Source organism: Intestinimonas butyriciproducens (genome assembly GCF_004154955.1).
Taxonomy (GTDB): Bacteria; Bacillota; Clostridia; order Oscillospirales; family Oscillospiraceae; genus Intestinimonas; species Intestinimonas butyriciproducens.
In genome coordinates this window covers 1,731,449-1,752,561 of sequence record NZ_CP011524.1, presented here as the reverse complement: position 1 = coordinate 1,752,561, position 21,113 = coordinate 1,731,449, and the positions used below count along the sequence as shown (strand labels likewise).

22 protein-coding genes are annotated in these 21,113 nt (G+C 56.0%); 15 read left to right on the top strand and 7 right to left on the bottom strand.

Annotated elements, in window-relative coordinates; all coding sequences use genetic code 11:
- Positions 1-3: 3 nt before the first annotated feature.
- From SRB521_RS08845 to hisE, 11 genes are all read left to right on the top strand, one after another.
- Complete coding sequence (locus SRB521_RS08845; RefSeq protein ID WP_075703807.1) at positions 4-4,179, top strand: PolC-type DNA polymerase III; 4,176 nt, start codon at positions 4-6, stop codon at positions 4,177-4,179.
- A gap of 104 nt (positions 4,180-4,283) precedes the next feature.
- Entirely contained in the window at positions 4,284-5,453 is a 1,170-nt protein-coding gene (gene hisZ, locus SRB521_RS08840) for an ATP phosphoribosyltransferase regulatory subunit (protein ID WP_165366610.1), read from the top strand.
- A complete protein-coding gene (gene hisG, locus SRB521_RS08835) occupies positions 5,450-6,091 on the top strand; it encodes an ATP phosphoribosyltransferase (RefSeq protein WP_075703809.1) in 642 nt (213 codons plus the stop codon). Before hisZ ends, hisG begins: the two co-directional genes overlap by 4 nt.
- Entirely contained in the window at positions 6,088-7,362 is a 1,275-nt protein-coding gene (gene hisD, locus SRB521_RS08830) for a histidinol dehydrogenase (RefSeq protein WP_075703810.1), read from the top strand. The genes hisG and hisD overlap by 4 nt, the downstream gene beginning before the upstream one ends.
- 10 nt (positions 7,363-7,372) lie before the next feature.
- A complete protein-coding gene (gene hisB / locus SRB521_RS08825; RefSeq protein WP_075703811.1) occupies positions 7,373-7,951 on the top strand; it encodes an imidazoleglycerol-phosphate dehydratase HisB in 579 nt (192 codons plus the stop codon).
- Entirely contained in the window at positions 7,951-8,565 is a 615-nt protein-coding gene (gene hisH / locus SRB521_RS08820; RefSeq protein WP_116721706.1) for an imidazole glycerol phosphate synthase subunit HisH, read from the top strand. Before hisB ends, hisH begins: the two co-directional genes overlap by 1 nt.
- Complete coding sequence (hisA, locus tag SRB521_RS08815; RefSeq protein ID WP_058117659.1) at positions 8,562-9,287, top strand: 1-(5-phosphoribosyl)-5-[(5-phosphoribosylamino)methylideneamino]imidazole-4-carboxamide isomerase; 726 nt, start codon at positions 8,562-8,564, stop codon at positions 9,285-9,287. The genes hisH and hisA overlap by 4 nt, the downstream gene beginning before the upstream one ends.
- Positions 9,281-10,036: an imidazole glycerol phosphate synthase subunit HisF gene (gene hisF / locus SRB521_RS08810; protein WP_075703813.1), complete on the top strand. Its 756-nt coding sequence runs from the start codon at positions 9,281-9,283 to the stop codon at positions 10,034-10,036. The genes hisA and hisF overlap by 7 nt, the downstream gene beginning before the upstream one ends.
- Positions 10,037-10,040: 4 nt before the next feature.
- Positions 10,041-10,235: a hypothetical protein gene (locus SRB521_RS08805; RefSeq protein ID WP_116721705.1), complete on the top strand. Its 195-nt coding sequence runs from the start codon at positions 10,041-10,043 to the stop codon at positions 10,233-10,235.
- 10 nt (positions 10,236-10,245) lie between these two features.
- The gene (gene hisI / locus SRB521_RS08800; RefSeq protein WP_033117225.1) at positions 10,246-10,575 is read left to right on the top strand and encodes a phosphoribosyl-AMP cyclohydrolase; all 330 of its coding nucleotides are present in this window, start codon (positions 10,246-10,248) and stop codon (positions 10,573-10,575) included.
- Complete coding sequence (gene hisE, locus SRB521_RS08795; RefSeq protein WP_116721704.1) at positions 10,572-10,898, top strand: phosphoribosyl-ATP diphosphatase; 327 nt, start codon at positions 10,572-10,574, stop codon at positions 10,896-10,898. Before hisI ends, hisE begins: the two co-directional genes overlap by 4 nt.
- 123 nt (positions 10,899-11,021) lie before the next feature.
- Here the strand turns inward: hisE and SRB521_RS08790 are convergent, their stop codons facing one another.
- The 7 genes from SRB521_RS08790 to SRB521_RS08760 form a co-directional block, all read right to left on the bottom strand.
- Entirely contained in the window at positions 11,022-11,501 is a 480-nt protein-coding gene (locus SRB521_RS08790) for a YbaK/EbsC family protein (RefSeq protein WP_116721703.1), read from the bottom strand.
- A gap of 1 nt (position 11,502) precedes the next feature.
- Positions 11,503-11,898, bottom strand: coding sequence for a thioesterase family protein (locus tag SRB521_RS08785; protein WP_075703817.1), 396 nt, complete (start codon positions 11,896-11,898; stop codon positions 11,503-11,505).
- Positions 11,899-12,006: 108 nt separating this feature from the next.
- On the bottom strand, positions 12,007-13,086 hold the full coding sequence (locus SRB521_RS08780) for an ABC transporter substrate-binding protein (RefSeq protein ID WP_075705425.1): 1,080 nt from the start codon (positions 13,084-13,086) through the stop codon (positions 12,007-12,009).
- Positions 13,087-13,159: 73 nt separating this feature from the next.
- Positions 13,160-14,017, bottom strand: a complete 858-nt coding sequence (locus tag SRB521_RS08775) for an ABC transporter permease (RefSeq protein ID WP_116721702.1) — start codon at positions 14,015-14,017, stop codon at positions 13,160-13,162.
- Positions 14,014-14,823: an ABC transporter permease gene (locus tag SRB521_RS08770; RefSeq protein WP_116721701.1), complete on the bottom strand. Its 810-nt coding sequence runs from the start codon at positions 14,821-14,823 to the stop codon at positions 14,014-14,016. The genes SRB521_RS08775 and SRB521_RS08770 overlap by 4 nt, the downstream gene beginning before the upstream one ends.
- Positions 14,813-15,937, bottom strand: a complete 1,125-nt coding sequence (locus SRB521_RS08765) for an ABC transporter ATP-binding protein (RefSeq protein ID WP_033117231.1) — start codon at positions 15,935-15,937, stop codon at positions 14,813-14,815. The genes SRB521_RS08770 and SRB521_RS08765 overlap by 11 nt, the downstream gene beginning before the upstream one ends.
- A gap of 413 nt (positions 15,938-16,350) precedes the next feature.
- Positions 16,351-17,361: an RluA family pseudouridine synthase gene (locus SRB521_RS08760; RefSeq protein WP_033117232.1), complete on the bottom strand. Its 1,011-nt coding sequence runs from the start codon at positions 17,359-17,361 to the stop codon at positions 16,351-16,353.
- 253 nt (positions 17,362-17,614) lie between these two features.
- Here SRB521_RS08760 and SRB521_RS08755 point away from each other — a divergent pair, with 253 nt between their 5' ends.
- The 4 genes from SRB521_RS08755 (at position 17,615) to der (ending at position 21,110) form a co-directional block, all read left to right on the top strand.
- Positions 17,615-18,124, top strand: a complete 510-nt coding sequence (locus SRB521_RS08755; RefSeq protein WP_033117233.1) for a YceD family protein — start codon at positions 17,615-17,617, stop codon at positions 18,122-18,124.
- Positions 18,125-18,166: 42 nt separating this feature from the next.
- On the top strand, positions 18,167-18,367 hold the full coding sequence (gene rpmF, locus SRB521_RS08750; RefSeq protein ID WP_075703819.1) for a 50S ribosomal protein L32: 201 nt from the start codon (positions 18,167-18,169) through the stop codon (positions 18,365-18,367).
- Between the two features lie 93 nt (positions 18,368-18,460).
- Entirely contained in the window at positions 18,461-19,789 is a 1,329-nt protein-coding gene (locus tag SRB521_RS08745; protein WP_334250496.1) for a DUF512 domain-containing protein, read from the top strand.
- Positions 19,782-21,110, top strand: coding sequence for a ribosome biogenesis GTPase Der (gene der / locus SRB521_RS08740; protein ID WP_116721699.1), 1,329 nt, complete (start codon positions 19,782-19,784; stop codon positions 21,108-21,110). Before SRB521_RS08745 ends, der begins: the two co-directional genes overlap by 8 nt.
- Positions 21,111-21,113: the final 3 nt, after the last annotated feature.

Genomic DNA, 21,113 nt, shown 5'->3' with positions numbered 1-21,113 from the left:
CATATGCCTGAGCAAGAGAAAATTCCACTGTTGAGCCTATTTTCCGCCTGGGTCCCGCCGGCTGATCTGCGGCCCATGCTGGTAGAAATGCTGGTGACTGGGGCGGTGATCGACAAGCGGGTGCGGAGTATCCAGGCCGACCTCCAATGCCCGGTCTGCCCAAGCGATGCGCTCCGGACCAGAATGGAGCAGGAACTGGCATCGGCCTACGGCGTACGCAGCGTGGCGTTTCGATTCTTCACACCAGCTCCCGCACAAGCGGCAGCAGAGGTGGAGGAGGCGCCTCCTATGCCGACGGAGGCAGATATGCCGCCGGAACCGGAGGAGACATGCCCTCAGCACTTGGACATGGCGCCGGAAGACCCTATGGAGATATTCCGGCGCACCGAACGCATCCGGCAAGAGGCGCTGAGGAACATCAAGCCGGCGGTGCCATCTGAAAAACGGGAAAAGGCCAGCGGGAACAAGCTCCTCTTTGGAAAGATCATCAAAAGATTTCCCTGTATTGAAATGAAAGACATCGCCTTGGACTCTGAAATGGTGACCATCGAGGGGGACGTTTTTGCGACCGACCATGTGGAGATGAAGAAGCGGGGCGCCTGGATTGTTCGTTTTGATATCACAGACCGCACCAATTCTATTCGGGTGGCGAAGTTCCTGGTGGGAGACGAGGGGAAGGCCTTGGCCGGGGCATTGAAGGAGGGTCAGCACCTGATCGTGCAGGGGAGGGTAAGCCCCTATCAGGGGGAACTCCAGATCGAGCCCACCGGCATTGCCGAAGGACAAAGGCCGCCGGCCCGGCAGGACATGGCGGAAGAGGGGAAGCGGGTGGAACTGCATCTTCACACCCGTATGTCCTCCATGGACGCCACAACGGATATCAAGGAGGTCATCAAGCGGGCGGCGGCTTGGGGACATCCGGCCATCGCCATCACGGACCACGGTGTCTGCCACGATTTTCCCACGGCCTATTCCACGGCCCAAAAGGCCGGCATTAAGATGCTCTTTGGGGTGGAGGCCTATTTTATCAATGACGTAGATGATATGCCCACTGTGCGCGGGACGATGGATGCTTCGTTCTGCGAGGAATATGTCTGCTTTGATTTGGAGACGACGGGGCTGGATTCTAGAAAGGATAGGATCACCGAGATCGGTGCTGTGGTCCTGAAAAACGGTGTGGTCACCGATGAGGTCTTCTCCACTTTTGTGGACCCGGAGCGGCCCATTCCCTATGAGGTGTCCCAGCTCACCGGAATCACCGACGATATGGTGCGGGGGGCGCCGTCACAGTCTGAAGCCGTACGGCAGTTTCTGAAATTCGTCAACGGACGCCCCTTGGCGGCCCACAATGCCGGCTTCGATGTGGGATTCATCGCCGAGGCATGCCGCCGGATGGGGGTTTCTCTGGATGTGACGGCGGTGGATACCCTGCCTCTGGCCCAGGCGTTGCTGCCACAGCTCTCCAAGCATAAGCTGGATGTAGTTGCCGACCATCTTGGGCTCCCGTCCTTCAACCACCACCGGGCCACCGATGACGCTTCCACAGTGGCATACATGCTGGTGCCCTTCTTTAAACGTCTGGAGGAGGAGCACGGTATTCATTCACTGGATCCCATCAACCGTTGGGCGGCAGAGCGGAATCAGAAACGAAAGGGAAAGCGCCGGGCCCGGCATCTCATTGTCCTGGCCCGAAATCAGACCGGTTTGCGCAATCTCTATAAGCTGGTATCCAAAGCCCATCTGGAGCACTTTCAACGCAAACAGTACCCAGTGATGCCCAAAAGCCTCATCGATGAGAACCGAGAGGGACTTCTTATGGGCTCTGCCTGCGAGGCCGGGGAGCTCTTCCAGGCGGTGGCCCGCCGTTCCTCCTGGGCGGAGCTTAAACGGATTGCCTCCTGGTATGACTACTTGGAGATCCAACCCATCAGCAACAACGCCTTTATGCTGCGCCCAGACAAGAACGGACGGACCATGGCGCGGGACGAGGAGGAGTTGAGAGACTTTAACCGAACCATCGTAGAGCTCGCCCATGAGATGGGCAAGCCGGTGGTGGCCACTGGAGATGTCCACTTCCTGGACCCAGAGGATGAGATTTACCGCCATATCCTCTTGAACACGAAGGGATTCGAGGATGCGGATGCGCCCAATCCCCTTTATTTCCGTACCACGGATGAAATGCTGCGGGAATTCTCTTATCTGGGGGAGGAGACCGCCCGGGAGGTGGTCATCGACAACACACATCTGATCGCAGCCTGGTGCGGGGACCTGAACCCGCTACCAAATGGGCTCTTTGCCCCTAAACTGGAGGACTCCGAGGGAGAACTTAAGCGTCTGGTATGGGGGAAAGCAAAGCGCCTTTACGGAGAGAGCCCTCCTCAGATTGTGGTGGACCGTATTGAGACGGAGCTCCATGATATTCTCATGCGTCACTATGATGTGATTTATATGTCTGCCCAGAAGCTGGTGCAGGATTCTCTGGACCACGGCTACTTGGTGGGTTCCCGTGGGTCTGTGGGCTCGTCCATCGTGGCTTTTATGTCCGGGATCACGGAGGTCAACGCCCTGCCGCCGCACTATCGCTGCCCCAACTGTAAACATGCTGATTTCGAGGCGGCCAAGGAGGGGGGCTGGGGCTGCGGGGCGGATATGCCCGATGCGGTGTGTCCGGTCTGCGGAGCCAAATATGAGAAGGATGGGTTCAACATCCCCTTCGAAACCTTTTTGGGCTTTGGCGGTGATAAGGTACCCGATATCGACCTGAACTTCTCCGGCGAATATCAGTCCAGCGCCCATCGCCATACCTTTGAACTGTTTGGCGAGTCCCACGTATTTCGGGCGGGGACCATCGGCACCGTTGCGGAAAAGACGGCTTTCGGCTACGTAAAGAAGTATATGGAGGAGCGAGGAAAGACCGCTACCAAAGCGGAGATGCTGCGGCTGGCCAAGGGCTGTACCGGCGTCAAGCGGACCACCGGACAGCACCCGGGCGGTATGGTGGTCATTCCTCAGGACAAGGAGATTTACGACTTCTGTCCGGTCCAGCATCCCGCGGACGACACCGACACCGATATCATCACGACCCATTTCGAATATCACTCTATGGAGTCCAACCTTTTGAAACTGGACATGCTGGGACACGATGACCCGTCCATGATTCGTATGATGGAGGACCTGACGGGGGTGGACGCCAAGACGATTCCCCTGGACGACCCGGGTACACGGTCTATTTTCATCACCTCAGAGGTGCTGGGCTACCAGGATGACCCTGTTTTGGGACCCACCGGGGCCACCGCTATCCCGGAATTCGGCACCTCGTTTGTCCGGGGTATGCTGGAGGAGACCAAGCCGGAGGAGTTCGATATCCTGGTGCGTCTGTCCGGGTTCTCCCATGGAACCGACGTCTGGCTTGGCAATGCAAGGGACCTCATTCTCTCCGGTACCGCTACCGTTGGACAGGCAATCGGCTGCCGCGATGATATTATGATCTATCTGATCTCCTGCGGAATGCCGGAGAAACGGGCCTTTAAGATCATGGAGGCTGTGCGAAAGGGCAGGGGGCTTCCGGAAGGGGCGGAGGAGGAGATGAAGGCGGCCGGCGTGCCGGACTGGTACATTGGCTCCTGCAAGAAAATCGCCTATCTGTTCCCCAAGGCCCATGCAGTGGCCTACGTTATGATGGCCTTTCGTATCGCCTGGTTCAAAGTCCACGAGCCTTTGGCCTTTTATGCGGCGTATTTTTCCATCCGTGCCAAAGCATTCGATGCGACTGTCATGTGCATGGGGCTCGATCGCGCCAAGGCCAAAATGGCTGAGATCCGTGCCAAAGACAAAGAGGCCACCGCTGTAGAGCAGGATATGCTCACCACTTTGGAGGTGGTATACGAATTTTATATCCGGGGCTTCACGTTCGACCAGATGGACCTCTACCGTTCTGATGCGGTGCGCTTTGGGGTGGATAAGGAGCATGGGGCGCTGATCCCGCCCTTTATGGCGATCCCAGGCTTGGGAGAGACCGCCGCCCTCTCGATTGTAGAACAGCGGAAAGGGAAGCAGTATCTCTCCATCGAGGAGTTTTCTGCTGACTGTCCCAAGGTGACCAAGTCCCACATTGAGCTTTTAAAAAACTGTGGGGCACTGGCCGGGATGCCGGATACCAGTCAAATGACCCTGTTTTAAATAGACAGGCCGTCAGTCTAGAAAAATGAAGAGTTTCTTCTTGACTTTAGCGCGGTAGCGTGGTAATATACAAAAGCCATTATGAGAGAAAGGGGGGCCTCCCCTTGGCCTATGCCATCAATACCCCGGAGGGGACCCGAGACCGGCTTTTTGCGGAGTGCCGGGAGCGGTGCCAGGTCCAGACGGCGCTTACCACGCTGTTCCAGCGCAGAAGCTATGCCGAGGTGAGCACACCGGAAGTGGAGTTCTACGATCTTTTCCTGCAGTCCGGCAATCCCATGCCGCAGGAGAGCATGCTCAAGATCATTGACCGCTCTGGAAAGATCATGGTAATGCGGCCTGACTGTACCACGCCCATCGCTAGGGTAGCAGCGACCAAACTCAAGGCCGTGCCGCTGCCGCAGCGGCTTTATTACGATCAGACTGTGTTTCGCTCCGGGCAGGAGCATAAAGGAGGCAGTAGCGAGATCGCTCAGTGCGGTGTGGAACTCATCGGGGCCGCGGGACGGAAGGCCGACCTGGAAATGGTGGCCATGGCAGTGGACGCGCTTCGCGCCTGCGGGCTCAAGCAGTTTCATATCGAGTTGGGCCATGTAGGCTTTTTTAGAGACTTAGCTGGGCGGATGGACATGCCCGCAGAGGCGATGGAACAGATGCGCGTGCTTATCGAAGGCAAAAATTTTGCAGCGCTGGGCGATATGCTGGAGCCCTATGCGGGGCAGTCTGCCAGTACGGTCCTCAGGCGTCTTTCCAGACTTTTTGGCGGGGCAGAGGTGTTGGACGAGGCGGAGCGCCTCACGGGAGGCAGCAGTGCGCTGACCTATCTGCGCAAACTTTACACGGAGCTCGCGCAGGCTGGATACGGAGCGTATATCCGCTTTGATATGGGCTTGGTGCATCAGATCGACTACTACACAGGGGTCGTTTTCCGGGGCTATGTGGAGGGAGCAGGCGATGCCGTTCTCTCCGGTGGGAGATACGACCGATTGGTGGAGGCGTTTGGAAGGAGGGCGCCGGCCACAGGCTTTGCCGTGGATGTGGACGCAGTCGCGGGCTGCCTCCCCAGCCGGGAGCCCCCACGGGTCAAGTTCCTGGTCCATTTCGGGGGAGGGGAGCTCTCCAGGGCCCTAAAGGCAGTTGACGAACATGCTGTGGGTACTTGCGAGCTCTCACCTTGTGAGAACTTGGATGAGACGGAGCGGCTGGCACGCGAAAAGGGAGCCGGGGCGGTCCTGGTGCTGGAAGAGGGAACCGAGAGGGTGGTGCAGCTGTGAGCGAGAGATTGAGGATCGCCCTTACCAAGGGCAGGCTACAGGATCAGTCTGTAGAGCTCTTTGAGGCGATGGGGCTGGACTGCACACCTGTTCGCCACCCGGGACGGCGGCTGGTGCATGCCATACCCAATTATCCGCTGGACGCGGTGCTGGCCAAGGCCCCCGACGTCATCACCTATGTGGAGCACGGGGTCTGTGATCTGGGGATTGCCGGCAAGGATACTATTCTGGAGCAGGGGAAGTCCTTTTATGAGGTGTTGGACCTAGGCTTTGGAAAGTGTCGATTTGCTTTGGCGGTAAAACAGGGGACAGACTTTTACGGTACTTATAAGACCAGAAGAATCGCGACCAAATATCCCAATGTGGCGCGGAAGTTTTTTGAGGAAAAAGGGATGGATGTGTCCATCATCAAAATCGAGGGATCTGTGGAGCTGGCTCCGATTCTGGATTTGGCAGATGCCATTGTGGATATTGTGGAGACTGGAGTAACGCTGCGGGAAAATGGCCTGATCCCGATTGAAGATGTGGCGCAGGTGAGTGCCAGACTGATTGTCAATACAGCCAGCATGAAGCTGCATAAAGCTGTAATCGACGACTTTGTCAGCCGCTGTGAGCAGGAATTGGAGAGACGCAGATGATCAGAATCATTAAGGCCGATGGGACTGCAGAACGGGAACAGATCGCTTCCATGCGCTCGAGGGCGGCGGAGGTTGGCGCAGATATTGAACGGGCTGTTGGCGCGGTGATGCAGGATGTAAGGGAGAAAGGCTTTTCAGCTGTAGAAAAATATTCGCTTCAGTTTGACCGAAAAGCCCCCTATGAGATCGGTATGGAAACGCTGGAGGAGGCCTATGCCCGTTGCACCGGCGGGCTCATCTCGGCGATGGAACATGCGGCTGCTAACATTCGAGACTATAATGAGGCGCTGCTGGCGACGTCGCGGGAGTGGATCTCACCGGATGGAGGCATTGTGGGGCGAGTGGTCCGGGGACTTACCAGGGTGGGGCTATATGTGCCCGGCGGAACGGCGGCCTATCCCTCCTCCGTATTGATGAATGCCATTCCCGCCAAGGTGGCCGGAGTAAAGGAGCTCATCATGGTGACCCCGCCTACGGAAAACCTCAATGATGCAGTGCTGGCGGCGGCAAAAATTGCCGGTGTGGACCGGGTCATAGCCGTGGGAGGTGCCCAGGCGGTGGCGGCGCTGGCCTATGGAGCAGGCTTCATCCCCAAAGTCGATAAGCTGGTGGGGCCGGGCAATGCCTATGTGGCCGCCGCGAAGCGCATGGCGTATGGTACATTGGACATCGATATGGTAGCTGGCCCCTCTGAGGTGCTGGTCATCGCCGATGAAAGCGCCGATCCCAAATACGTGGCTGCCGACCTGCTGAGCCAGGCGGAACATGACCGGCTGGCTTCCTCTGTGCTCCTTACAACATCACAGGGGCTGGCCACACGGGTGGATGCCGAAATCATCCGTCAGACCAGCTATCTGGGCCGTTCAGAGATCATTGCGGCGTCTCTGCGTGATTTCGGGTGCGCGATTGTATGCCGGGACTTGAAACAGGCGGCAGAACTGGCCAATGAGGTCGCACCGGAGCATCTGGAAATCGTAACGGAAGATCCCAGGTCCCTGCTGCCGGACATCCAAAATGCCGGTGCGGTATTCCTGGGAGCATGGTCTCCGGAGCCTCTGGGCGACTATTTGGCCGGCCCTGATCATGTGCTCCCCACCTCCGGGACCGCGCGATTCTTTTCGCCCCTTTCGGTGGACAGCTTCCTCAAGACCATGAGTGTGGTGGAGTTCAGCAGGGAGACATTGGCCCCCATCCGGGAGGAAATCGTGACAATGGCGGAGGCGGAACACCTCACTGCCCATGCAAACTCCATTCGGGTGCGTTTTGAATAGGGGGAATACGATGGCACGAATTTCCAATATTTCCCGGGAAACAAAGGAGACCTCCATCCAGGCTAGGCTGAATTTGGGAGGAGGAGAGGTCCGAGTGGATACCGGGATCGGCTTTTTGGACCATATGCTCCACGCGATGGCCTTTTATGCGGGATTTGGGCTGGATCTGACGGCGCGTGGAGATCTGAACGTGGACGGCCATCATACGGTGGAGGATACGGGGATCGTTTTAGGCCAGGCCATTCGGGAGGCGTTGGGAGATAAGCGGGGAATCCGTCGTTTCGGGAGCGCCTATGTACCGATGGATGAGGCGCTGGCCTTTACATCGCTGGATTTCTCCGGCAGGGCGTTTTTGGTTTTTGATGCCGACATGCCGCAGGAACGGATTGGAGACTATGATTCCTGTTTGACCGAAGAATTTATGCGGGCCCTGGCCTTCAATGGAGGAATCACGCTCCACCAAAGGGGAGTTTATGGGAAGAATGCCCATCATATCACAGAGGCGCTTTTTAAGTCGCTGGGTCTGGCGATGAAGGATGCGGTACGTGTGGAGGGGCAGGAGGTCACCTCGACTAAGGGAGTTTTGTAATGTCAAATAGCTTTACGGCAATTGTGGATTATGGAGTCGGGAATTTAAAAAGTGTGACCAATGCCATGACATACCTGGGGATGAAGACATGTATCACCAGTGACGCAAAGGAGTTGGAACGGGCGGATGCCATCATTCTGCCGGGGGTCGGCGCCTTCCCGGACGCAATGGAGCGGCTGCGGGCTCCGGGGTTGGACCGGGTCTTGGCCGTGCAGGCAGAGAAAAAGCCGATTTTGGGGATATGCCTGGGGATGCAGCTCCTGTTTGACGAGGGGGAAGAGGTTAGGGCATGTAAAGGGTTAGGACTTGTCCATGGCCGTGTAAAGCGGCTTGAGACCGACTGCAAGCTGCCCCATATCGGTTGGAACAGCCTTCGATTTCAGAACGGGTCCCCGCTCTTCCGGGGGCTGGAGGATGGGAAATACGTCTATTTTGTACATTCCTACTGTGGCGTAGCCGCCGACGAGGGCGACGTGATCGCCCGTACCGAGTATGGACCTTCGGTGGTGGCCGCGGTATCCCATGGGACTGTGTTTGGCTGCCAGTTCCATCCGGAGAAAAGTGGAGAAACCGGGCTGCAGATTCTGAAAAATTTTGGGGAGTTGAACCAATGATACTTTTACCGGCCATAGATATGAAGGATGGTCGCTGCGTCCGCCTTCATAAGGGCGTGTTTCGTACCGCACATCAAGTGGCAGACAGCGCATTGGAGACCGCAAAGCGGTTTGCAGATGCCGGAGCCAAATGGGTTCATATGGTGGATTTGGATGGTGCGAGGGACGGAGTGAGAAAGAACTTCCCCTATATTTACGAAGTGATTCAGCAGTCCGGCCTGCGGGTGGAACTGGGGGGGGGTATCAAATCCATACCGGATGTCATTACGGTGGTGGAGTCCGGTGCAGCAAGAGCTGTGATCGGCTCCGCCGCAGTCTCACATCCCGAAGTGGTGGACTATGCCCTCTCGCAGTGGGGCTCCGAGAGAGTAGCCGTTGGGATTGATTGCCTGAACGGCAGGGTGCGAACCGCCGGCTGGGAGGAAGACTCGGGCTTGGACTGCGTGGAATTTGCGCGGCAGATGGAGGGAAAAGGCGTAAGGACAATTATCTTTACAGATATTGCGACAGATGGTATGCTCTCCGGCCCCTCCTTTGTGCAGCTCTCCGATCTTCAGCGTGCCGTCAATTGTGATATTGTGGCGTCCGGTGGGGTGACTACGCTGGATGACGTCAGGCGCCTGCGGGATATGGGGCTCTATGGAGCCATCATTGGAAAGGCATATTACGCCGGAACCATTGACTTGGCGGAGGCCATAAAGGAGGCGGGGGCACAATGTTAGCCAAGCGGATCATTCCCTGCTTGGATGTGCGGGATGGCCGAGTCGTCAAGGGAGTCAATTTCGTCCAGATTCGGGATGCGGGGGATCCGGTGGAGTTGGCGCGCTATTATTCCGATCAGGGCGCAGATGAAATTGTGTTTTTGGATATTACAGCCACCAGTGATGGCCGGGCCACGGTGGCCGATGTAGTGGAGCGGACGGCGGAGCAGGTTTTTGTCCCTTTGACGGTGGGAGGAGGAATCCGCACACTGGAGGATTTTCAACTTTTGTTGCGGGCAGGGGCGGACAAGATTTCTGTAAATTCCGCCGCAGTGAAGGACCCCACCCTTATTTCGCGGGCGGCGGAACGGTTTGGCTCGCAGTGTGTGGTCCTGGCTATCGACGCCAGAAGCAGGGGCGACGGCACCTATGAGGTGGTGGTGGCGGGAGGCCGCACCCCCACGGGGCTGGATGCAGTGGAGTGGGCCAAGAAAGGGGAAGCACTGGGGGCAGGTGAGATCCTTCTCACCTCCATGGATGCCGACGGGACCAAGACTGGATTTGATTTGGACATGACGCGGGAGGTCACTGCGGCGGTGGGGATCCCCGTGATCGCTTCGGGTGGCTGCGGCTCACTGGAGCACTTTGCCCAGGCCTTTGAGACCACCGGCTGCGACGCCGCGCTGGCGGCTTCTCTTTTTCACTTTGGAGAGCTGACGGTTCCGGTGGTCAAGGAGTTCCTCAGAGCGCGGAATATCCCTGTGAGGTGACGGTATGCTGGATGATATCATCGAGCTGGCTTTGGATGTTGTCGGCGAACTTACGGAGGCCGCATTTTCCTCGGGGACGGGGAGGACCAGGCGAGAGAAGACAATGAAAGCCACCCCAAAGAGGTCGGTAAAGCGGGAGAAAGGCAGAAAAGAGGACCCATGGGATTGGAAAGAGGAGACGCCGCCCTGGGAGAAATGAGAGGAACGCCATGTTTGAGCTGGATCAACTGTTTCAGAAATCAGATTTGATTCCTGTTATCATCCAGGATGCAGATACAAAAGATGTTTTGATGCTGGGGTTCACCAACCGCGAGGCGGTGGACTTGACGCTAAAGACACGGACTGCATGGTTTTGGAGTCGCAGCCGGAAACAGTTGTGGAATAAGGGGGAGACCTCGGGCAACTTCCTCCATGTCGTCAAAATTCTGACGGACTGCGACACCGATACGCTGCTGTATTTCTGCCGGCCGGACGGCCCTGCCTGCCATACAGGAGCCAGAAGCTGCTTTTTTAATCTCATTCAGGAGGACGGAAGATGAACGACACATGGAAAAAGCTTTATACCGTGGTTCAGGACCGCCGTGTCAACCCACAGGAGGGCTCATATACCTACTATCTCTTTGAGAAGGGACTGGACAAGATACTCAAAAAGGTGGGGGAAGAGTGCAGCGAGACCTTGATCGCGGCCAAAAACGGCATACAGGAGGAGACCGTGGGAGAGATTTCCGATCTGCTCTACCACCTCACTGTGCTGATGGTGGAACAGAACATCCCTCTTGAGGCAGTTATGGACGAGCTGGACCGCCGAAGTCAAAAAATCGGCAATCTGAAAACCTTCCATCAGAGCGACCATGAGAGTTGAGCAATAAAAACCGGGTGTGCGCCAAAAACAAGGGCGCACACCCGGTTTTTATTGTAAAAGCTTTTGGAGCTGCTCACGGCTCAAAAGACCGGCGGTCAGAGCTTCAGTGGCTGCCGATTCTTCTCAAGTCTCCTGCCAGCCTTTGCATACATCGATCCATCCCGCGCTCCCGGCGCACTGTTCCAGCTCAGACAGGGAGAGCTCTACGGCGGAGTTGGCGCTTCCTGCCGCAGGAAAGACAGTGGTGAAGCGCTGCAGTGAGATATCCAGATAGGTGATCACATTGGAGTGCTCAATCGCGAAGGGACATACGCCGCCAATGATATCTCCGGTAAATTCCAGGACCTGATCCGGCGTAAGCATGGTGGCTTTATGGTGGAACTGCCCTTTGAACTTGCTGTTGTCGATTTTGGCGTCCCCGGCGCAGACAATGAGAAGCGCCCCGTCCTCATGGAGAAAGGAGAGGGTCTTGCCAATGCGGGCCGGTTCACAACCCACAGCCTGCGCCGCCAGCTCCACAGTGGCGCTGGAGACGTCAAACTCCCGAATCCGATCTTCCAGCCCCTTCGTCCGGAAAAAGGCGCGCACCTTTTCAATCGCCATGTTACCGGACCTCTCTCTTCTTTTCAGCCTTGGCCAGGAAGCGGTCTACGGCGATGATAAAGCGCCCGTGGACCCCTTTTCCGATCAGGCCGCTCTCGTCATAGGCCACTACGGAGAAGGTGAGGGCCTTGCCATTGATTTCTGTGAGTTCCGCCTCTGCCCAGACCTTCATGCCGATGGGAGTGGCGGCGTCGTGAGTGATGTCTAGGCGGGTCCCCACGGTGCCCTCACCCTCAGAGAGGCAGCCGGCCGTGGCGTCGACTGCGGCGTGCTCCATCAGGGCCACCATCCAGGGGGTGGCAAATACGGGGACAAGACCGGAGCCTGCGGCAGCGGCAGTATTCTGGTCAGTGACCACGGTCTCGGCACGGCCCTTCAGGCCGATGACAAGCGACATAAGAAACAACTCCTTTGTAAAAGTAGAATTGGTAATAGTGTAGCCCAAATTTCGCCTGTTTGCAAGAGAAAAACCCGTCCGCCGGAAGCACGGCGGACGGGTCATGTGTCAGGAGGCGTTCATCAGACGGACCCACTGATCATTGTAGAGCGTGCGGATCTCAGCTGGCAGGCAGGAGAAGGTTTCGCACTGCTCGGACATAAAGGCCATGTCGGGATAGGCGAAGGAGTCTTCGACTACCTCGGCCCCCAACTCCTCGCGGACGGAGAGCAGGGGCGTGGAATACCAAGTCTCCTCACAGTTTTTAAGGCCTGCGGCAGTGGAGCACATAAAGTTGATGAACTTTTCGGCGTTCTCCTTGTTTTCAGCGCCTTTGGGAATGCACATGGCGTCCACATAGCGGTTAGTACCCTCACGGGGCAGGGCAAAGGCCAGGACGTCGTTATTTTCTTTCATGGTCAGATAGTCCCCGTAATAATAGACGCCGATGGCCGCGTTCTCGCCCTCCAACTTTTCAAAAATATCATCCATAACATAGGCCTGCAAAAGGGGCTTCTGCGCAATCAACTGATCCACAGCCTCTTCGATTTGTGCGGAGTCTGTGGTGTTATAAGAGTAGCCCAGGCGTTTGAGTGAGATACCAATGGTGTCCCGAGAATTGTCGAACATAAGGATGTCCCCGGCATATTTTTCATTCCAGAGAACATCCCAAGTCTCCATATCCTCGCCCTCGTCCACCATGGTAGGATTATAGATAATGCCCAAAATACCAAACATATAGGGCACGGAGTAAAGATTTTCGGGATCATATTCGGGGTTCAGCAGGGAAGGGTCGATATCCTGAAAATTAGGGATATGATCAAAATTCAAGGGCTCCAGCATATCCTCCTCGATCATCTGCCCAATCATATAATCGGAAGGAATGATCACGTCATAGCCGCCGGACCCGCCGGCCAACTTGCCATACATCGCTTCATTGGAGTCATAGGTCTGGTAATTGACCTTGATCCCGGTTTCGGCCGTAAAGTCGTCTAGCACCGACATATCGATGTATTCGCCCCAGTTGTAGACGTTGACCACGCCGCCGGAGGCGTCGTTGCCGGACGAAGTTCCGCTCCCACCGCAAGCGGTGAGAGCCAGGGTGAGCACACTGGCTGAGGCCAGCAGCAATGCCAGAGTCTTTTTCAATTGCTTTCTTTTTCCCCTTTCAAAATAATAAGGATAGAGATATACCAAGGGTCATCCGGCCCCAGATACCAAATCAGGAATGGGCGGTGAGGGCTGCCTGCTGCATCTTACGACGGCGCTCTTGGCTGGCTTGACGCAGATTGACGATGACCATCAGAATCACCACAGCTGCAAAGAGCAGGGTGGAGAGGGCGTTGATCTCAGGGCTGACCCGTTTTTTCGCCATGGAGTAGATGACCATGGAGAGAGTCTGGGTCTGTGCGCCGGCGGTAAAATAACTGATGACGAAATCATCGATGGACAAGGTGAAGGCGATGATGAGACCGTTCACCACGCCCGGCATGATTTCCGGAAGAATGACGCTGCGGAAAGCGTGAAAACCGTGGTCGCCAAGGTCCTGCGCCGCCTCATAGATATTGGGATCGAGTTGACGTAGCTTGGGCATGACGGAGAGGATCACATTGGGCACGTCAAAGGTGATATGTGCGATAAGCAGGGTTACAAACCCCATATTCCATTTCACGCCCAGAAGCTGACCAAGAGAGCCGTTAAACGCGGCCACTCCAAACAAAAAAAGGAGCATCATGGATACGCCGGTAATGATGTCCGCGTTGGTCAGAGGAATGTTATTGATGGTCATGAAGACGTTGCGGGACCTGCGCTTCAGATTTCGGAATCCAATGGCTGCGGCGGTGCCCATAATGGTGGAAAGGAATGCGGCCAGGGTGGAGACGGCCAGCGTGACCCAGAGGGCGTTCAAAATCATATCATTATGGAACAGCTCTACATACCAGTCCAGCGTAAAACCGGCCCAAACCGCCTTGGACTTGGATGCGTTAAAGGAAAAGACCACCAGAACCAGAATGGGCGCATACAGAAAGAGAAAGCAGAGAAGAAGAAAAAAACGCCCCAGAATACCGTTTTTTTTCACAGCGTCACGCCCTCCTCTCCGTCACCGAAGTGATTCATAACAGCCATGCAGACCATAACGATCACCATCATGACTAGGGAAATGGCGCTGCCGAGATGGGGGTTATAGGCACTGCCCAAGAACTGCATATCGATCAGGTTGCCCAGCAGCAGCGTCTTGCTGCCGCCCAAAAGGCGGGAGATGGCAAAGGTGGAAACAGAGGGGATGAACACCATGGTGATTCCGGAAAGGACGCCGGGGAGAGAGAGCGGCAGGATCACACGACGAAATACAGTGATGCTGTCCGCGCCTAAGTCCTGCGCGGCCTCGATGACTTTGGGGTCGATTTTTTCAATGACGGAAAAGATGGGCAGAACCATGTAGGGCAGAAAGTTGTAGACCATGCCCAGCACGATCGCACCTTGGGTGTCAATCATCTGAAAGGGGCCCAGTCCCAAAAGACCCAGCAGGGTGTTGATAAGGCCATGGCGCTCCAAAAGAAATTTCCAGGAGTAAGTCCGGAGCAGAAAGTTCATCCACATAGGCAGCATAATGAGCATGTTGGCCATGCGGTGGAGCCAGCCGGATTCCCGCGCCAGCAGATAGGCAAGGGGATAGCCGATCAAAAGGCAGACGACTGTTGCGATGGCTGCGAGAAGAAAAGAACGGCCGAAAGCCGAGGTGTATTGTGCCATATCCTGAAAATTGGACAGGGTAAAGCCGCCGCCGTCGGTGGTAAAGGCATATAGGGTAATGATGAGAATAGGGGCTACCACAAAAAGACCCATCCACCCCACATATGGATAGGAGATCGCCTTATTCTTCATCGGCGTCCTCCGCGTCTTCACTGAGCTCGTCATACTCGTCGCTGTAGGAGCTGTAGTCGCCGAACTTGCCGGAATAGGAGCTCTTTTTCATGATATGGAAGCCGTCAGGATCGATCTTCACGCCGATTTTCGCCCCTACAGGAGAGAAGTCGGTGGTCTGAATGAGCCACTTAAAACCGCGGAAATCCACGATGATGTCATAGTGGACTCCCTTAAAGGTGACCTCCGTAACCGTGCCCGTGAGCTGTCCCTCTTCTTCCGGCACGATATCGATATCCTCGGGGCGAATGACCACATCCACCGGCTCATCTTTTTGAAAGCCGCTGTCTACGCAGGAAAATTTCTTTCCATACATGCCTACCACACCATCGGCATGCATGATGCCGTCAATGATGTTGGACTCCCCGATGAAATCGGCCACGAATGCGTTCTTGGGCTCATTGTAGATATCGGTGGGAGAGCCAATCTGCTGGATGTTCCCCTTGTCCATGACCACGATGGTGTCGGACATGGTGAGGGCCTCCTCTTGGTCGTGGGTCACGTAGATAAAGGTGATCCCCACCTGCTGCTGGATCTTCTTCAGCTCGATCTGCATATCCTTGCGCAGTTTCAGGTCTAACGCACCCAAAGGTTCATCGAGAAGGAGGACTTGGGGACGGTTGACAATCGCGCGGGCGATGGCAATCCGCTGCTGCTGACCGCCGGAGAGAGAATCCACGCTGCGCTTGCCATAGCCGGGGAGATTGACCAGTTCCAGGGCCTCGTTAACCCGCTGTTCGATCTCTTTTTCGGGCACCTTGGCGATCCGCAGGCCGAAAGCGATGTTTTCAAAAAGGTTCATATGGGTAAACAGGGCGTACTTCTGGAATACGGTGTTGACCTTCCGCTTATGGGGAGGAACATCATTAATCCTCACGCCGTCGAAAAACACGTCTCCAGAGGTGGGCGACTGAAAACCACCGATGATCCGCAGAGTGGTTGTCTTGCCACAGCCACTGGGGCCGAGCAGCGTGAGGAATTCCTTATCGTTGATATAGAGGTTGATGGAGTTCAGCACGACCTCATCATCAAACACCATTCTGAGATCCGACAAGCGGATGAGCTCTTTGGACATTTATCCTCCCCCGTTCTGTCAGGAGGCCCGCCTTCACAGGCCCCGAAATCGCACGAAATATAGCAAGCTTCAATATATATGGTATCGCCGGAAAAGTCAATGCAATTCCAAGTAAATTTTTGAAGGATTTTGGGCCAGGGTTTATTACATCTCATCTCGCCTGTACAGGTGCTGAGAAACAAGAGGGAAAAGGTACGTTTTTCTTTGGCTTTCGATCCAGAGCGGCTCCACCGCTCACAGGTAGATAAACGGCAACCGCCCACAAAGAGAAGAAGGCTTTGTGAGAACCTGGAGGAATTAGTGGCCCTGAAGTACCCGGCGTGATTGGCTGTCGAATTCCGGAACAAAAGGGCAGCGCAGCAACGCCCCCTGACGCAGTGCTTCTTCTGCGTCAGGGGGCACTTTATCACGGCTCATTTGTTTGGAAGTGTGCGAGTTTTGCCGTTGAATGACGCACCGGGAAGCGCCTTGCCGAAATACTCATCCACAAAATCCACATGATCGACCTGCCAGCTCCGGCCGTTCAAGGGTTCCAGAATACCGGCATCTGTCGTGAAGGAAAAGACCAGACGGTAGGACCACAGCGCCTGGAATTTGCGGTCGTAGCGCCGGTTGTCCCGATTCCGGCCGTATTTTCCGTCCCCCAACAGCGGGTGGCCTGCCGCGGCGAATTGGGCGCGGATTTGGTGAGTGCGTCCGGTCACCAACTCACACTCTACCAGGGACAGTCCGTTTTTCATCTGAAGGGTCCGATAAAGGGTCACGGCGGTGCGTCCGCCGGTGACTGGATGAGAGTGGACCGTCACCTGGTTCCTGGCCTCATCTTTGACGATGTAGCCCTCCAGCTTTCCGGACAGAGGAGCCATCTTTCCGTGGATGGCGCAGAGGTAATATTTCTCGATCTCCCGATCCTTTACCTTTTGGTTCATGATGCGCAGGGCCTCTGCGGTCTTTGCAGCGATAACGATGCCGCCGGTATTGCGGTCAATCCGGTTGCAGAGAGCTGGTGTAAAGGCGTTTTCCTGTTTCGGATTCCACTCATTTTTCTGATATAGATAGGCCTGTATATGGGTGATGAGCGTGTTGACATATTCATGCTCGTCAGGGTGGACCACAAGGCCCGGGCGCTTATTGACCAAGAGAAGGTTCTCGTCCTCATAGACAATATCCAGTTGGGGCTGAAAGACGGACAGAAAGGCGTTTTCCGGCGCAGGGGCGTCAAAAAACTCATCATTGATATAGAGTGCAAGCAGGTCTCCCGGATTCAGGCGTGTATCCCGCTTGGCTCCCTTTCCATTGAGCTTCACTCTTTTGAGACGAATGTATTTCTGAGCGAGTGGAGCGGGGAGGAGAGGAACAGCCTTGCCCAGCCAGCGGTCCAGCCTCTGTCCGGCGTCATTTTTTCCAATAGTGAATTCTTTCATAAAACAGGGGGGACCTCCGCAGTCATAATTTTGGACATCTGAATGGTACGGCAGCGCAAGGCAGACGAGGCGGCCGGACCGGCGCCCGGCAACGAGGATAACGAGGCTGGATGTGATTTCTACCCCGAAAAACCCTGCTGGCCCTTGTCCACTGAGGATATTGTATCATAAAAAGAAAAAAAGTGAAGAAAGTATTTGACATTGACAAAACTCTTGACTATAATATTTGACGTGCCATTATGCGAGGTGTGCCATGCGACTGAACCTGAAAGACATCATCCACGTACCCGGGGCGGTCCGTCCGTTCGTTTTCCAGTTGGACCTGTCCGACTTGGAGTTCAGCGGCATCCGGCCTATCGACCGTCCCATATCTGTAACGGGACAGGTCCGGAATATGGCGGGTGCGCTGGTGCTGGAGGGGACAGCCTCCACCACGCTCCACCTGGTTTGTGACCGGTGTGCAAAGCCGTTTACAAGAGAGAAGGTGGTTCCCATCTCTACACTCCTCGCCACCGAACTGGCCGATGAGGCCAACGATGGTGAGATTGTCCTGCTGGACGGTGATGAGGTGGACCTGGGCGAGGTGGCGACCACGGCATTTGTCCTCGCGATGGATACCAAGAACCTCTGCTCAGAGGACTGCAAGGGTATCTGTGCCGGCTGCGGCGTCGACCTGAATGTCGGCGTGTGCCAGTGCAGGCCCGAGGTAGACCCCCGGCTGGCAGTGCTTGCCAAGCTATTGGAGGACAAAGAGAGCGAGTAAACTAGCAGTGCCCGTGAATGGGCAGCCAAGGAGGTGTCACAAATGGCAGTCCCTAAGTCTAAAGTATCCAAGCAGCGCCGCAATAAGCGCCGCAGCTCCGTGTGGAAGCTGGAGACCCCCGGCCTCACCAAGTGCCCCAAGTGCGGCGCTTACCGCCTGCCCCACCGGCTCTGCAAGTCCTGCATGACTTACAATGGCCGCGAGTTCGGCAAGATTGAGACGACCGAGTCAAAGGCCAACTAAACAGGCAGCAAAAAGAAGAGGGGGAGACCCCTCTTTCTTTTTGCATGCAATTTGGGTAGAATATCAGAGATGAGGAGCAAAGGATGTGAGCCTGTGAGCACAAAGATACAGTCGGTTGATGCGGGAAGCCCGGTGGAACGGGCCGGAGTACACGCCGGTGAGACCCTTCTGGAGATTAATGGTCACCGTGTGGTGGATGTGCTGGACTACAAATTCTACGGGTATGATCCCAGGCTCACGTTGACCCTGCGGGCGGAGAACGGAACCACACGGACGGTGAGGCTGCGCAAGCGGGAAGGGGAGGATATGGGGCTCAATTTTGAGACCTATCTCATGGACTGTGCCCGCTCCTGTGCCAACAAGTGTATTTTTTGTTTCGTGGATCAGCTCCCGAAGGGAATGAGAGACACCCTCTATTTTAAAGATGACGACGCCCGCCTCTCTTTTCTTATGGGCAACTATATCACCTTGACCAATCTCTCGGACCGGGAGGCCCAACGGATCATTGATCTGCACATCTCGCCCATCAACGTCTCTGTCCACGCTACGGACCCGGCGCTACGCTCTATGCTTCTGGGCTTTCCCAACGGCGGGCGGGGCCTGGAGCTGATGAGGCGGTTTGCAGAAAACGGCATCACGATGAACTGCCAGATTGTCTCTTGTCCCGGGATCAATGACGGACCCGCCCTCCGTAAGAGCATGGAGGACTTGGCGGGCATGTATCCGGGGGTAAACAGTGTTTCCATCGTCCCGGTGGGGCTGACACGCCACCGCGGAGGGCTTTATCCACTGGAGCCCTATCAGGCTGATACGGCCGCTGCTGTGGTGGATATGGTGGAGGCATACGGCGCAGACTGCAAAGAGCGATTTGGGACCACTGTATTCTGGTGCTCTGATGAATTTTATCTGAAGGCGGGCCGTGATATCCCGGCGGACGAGTATTATGAGGACTATACGCAGCTGGAAAACGGCGTCGGTATGCTGCGGCTTCTGCGAACGGAATTTGACGCGGCGTTGGGACTGATGGACCCGACGGAGAAGCCGGTATCGCCCTTCTCCACAGCCTGCGGGACCTCCGCGGCACCGTGGATACGGGAAATCGTTGACAGAGCGGCGGAGAAATGCCATACTAAGGGGACGGTGTACCCCATTTTAAATGACTTTTTCGGCCATAGCGTCAATGTCTCCGGGTTGGTTACCGGCGGCGACCTGATCCGTCAGTTAAGAGGTCGGGAGCTGGGGGAACGGCTGCTGCTTCCTGTCAACATGCTCCGCCACGGGGAGGACGTGTTTTTGGACGACGTCACGCTGGCAGATGTGGAGCGGGAACTGGGCGTCAAGGTGACCCCTGTCAATCAGGACGGGTTCGATCTGTGCGACGCGATTTTTGAATATCATGAGGGAGGACGTTCCCATGGCTAAGCCTCTTGTTGCCATTGTAGGCCGGCCCAACGTGGGCAAATCCATGCTCTTTAATAAGCTGGTGGGACAGCGCCTGTCCATTGTGGAGGACACCCCGGGGGTCACCCGGGACCGACTTTACGCTGAGGCGGAGTGGTGCGGGCACACTTTTGATCTTGTGGATACCGGCGGTATTGAGCCGGGGACGGACAGCGAGATTCTCACTTTTATGCGCAGACAAGCTGAGATCGCCATCCAAAACGCCACGGTCATTGTGTTCCTCTGCGACATTAAGACCGGCCTCACAGCCTCCGACCAGGAAGTGGCCAACATGCTTCTCCGTTCCCGGAAACCGGTGGTGCTGGCGGTGAATAAGGCCGATCAGGTGGGGCCAACCAACCCGGATATCTACGAGTTTTATAATCTGGGACTTGGAGACCCCATTCCCGTCTCGGCCGTCCATGGTCACGGCACAGGGGACCTTCTGGACGCCTGTGTGCAGCACTTCCCGGAGAACGGGGAGGAGGACGAGCCGGATGATGTGGTCAAGGTGGCCGTCATCGGAAAGCCCAACGTGGGCAAGTCCTCTTTGATTAACCGCATTCTGGGGGAGGAACGGGTCATTGTCTCCAATGTGGCGGGGACCACCCGGGATGCGGTGGACAGCTATTTCGAAAGCGAGACCGGCAAATACCTGTTCATCGATACCGCGGGAATGCGAAAAAAGTCCAAGGTCGATGACAGGATCGAGAAATTTTCCGTACTTCGGGCCACTATGGCTATCGAGAGGGCCGATGTGTGCCTCATCCTCATCGATGCCAACGAGGGTGTCACGGAGCAGGATACCAAGGTAGCGGGCCTTGCCCATGAGGCGGGGAAGGCGTCCATCCTCGTGGTCAACAAGTGGGATGCCATTGAAAAAGACGATAAGACCATGGACCGGATGCGGGAAGATATCCGCCGGGACCTCTCTTATATGACCTATGCCCCGATTGTATTCATCTCCGCCATGACGGGACAGCGGGTGCCTCGTCTCTTTGAGCTCATCAATTATGTCAATGATCAGGCCGCCATGCGGATCACCACGGGCATGCTCAATTCTGTCCTAGCTGACGCCACTGCTCGGGTACAGCCTCCTTCGGACAAGGGGCGGCGGCTCAAGATTTTTTATATGACACAGGTGGGGATCAAGCCCCCTCATTTCGTCTGCTTCTGCAACGACGCCCAGCTTTTCCATTTTTCCTATCAGCGCTATATCGAAAATCAGATCCGGAATACCTTCGGGCTGGAGGGGACGCCGATACGGCTGACCATCCGGCAAAAGGGCGATAAGGAGGGATAAGGC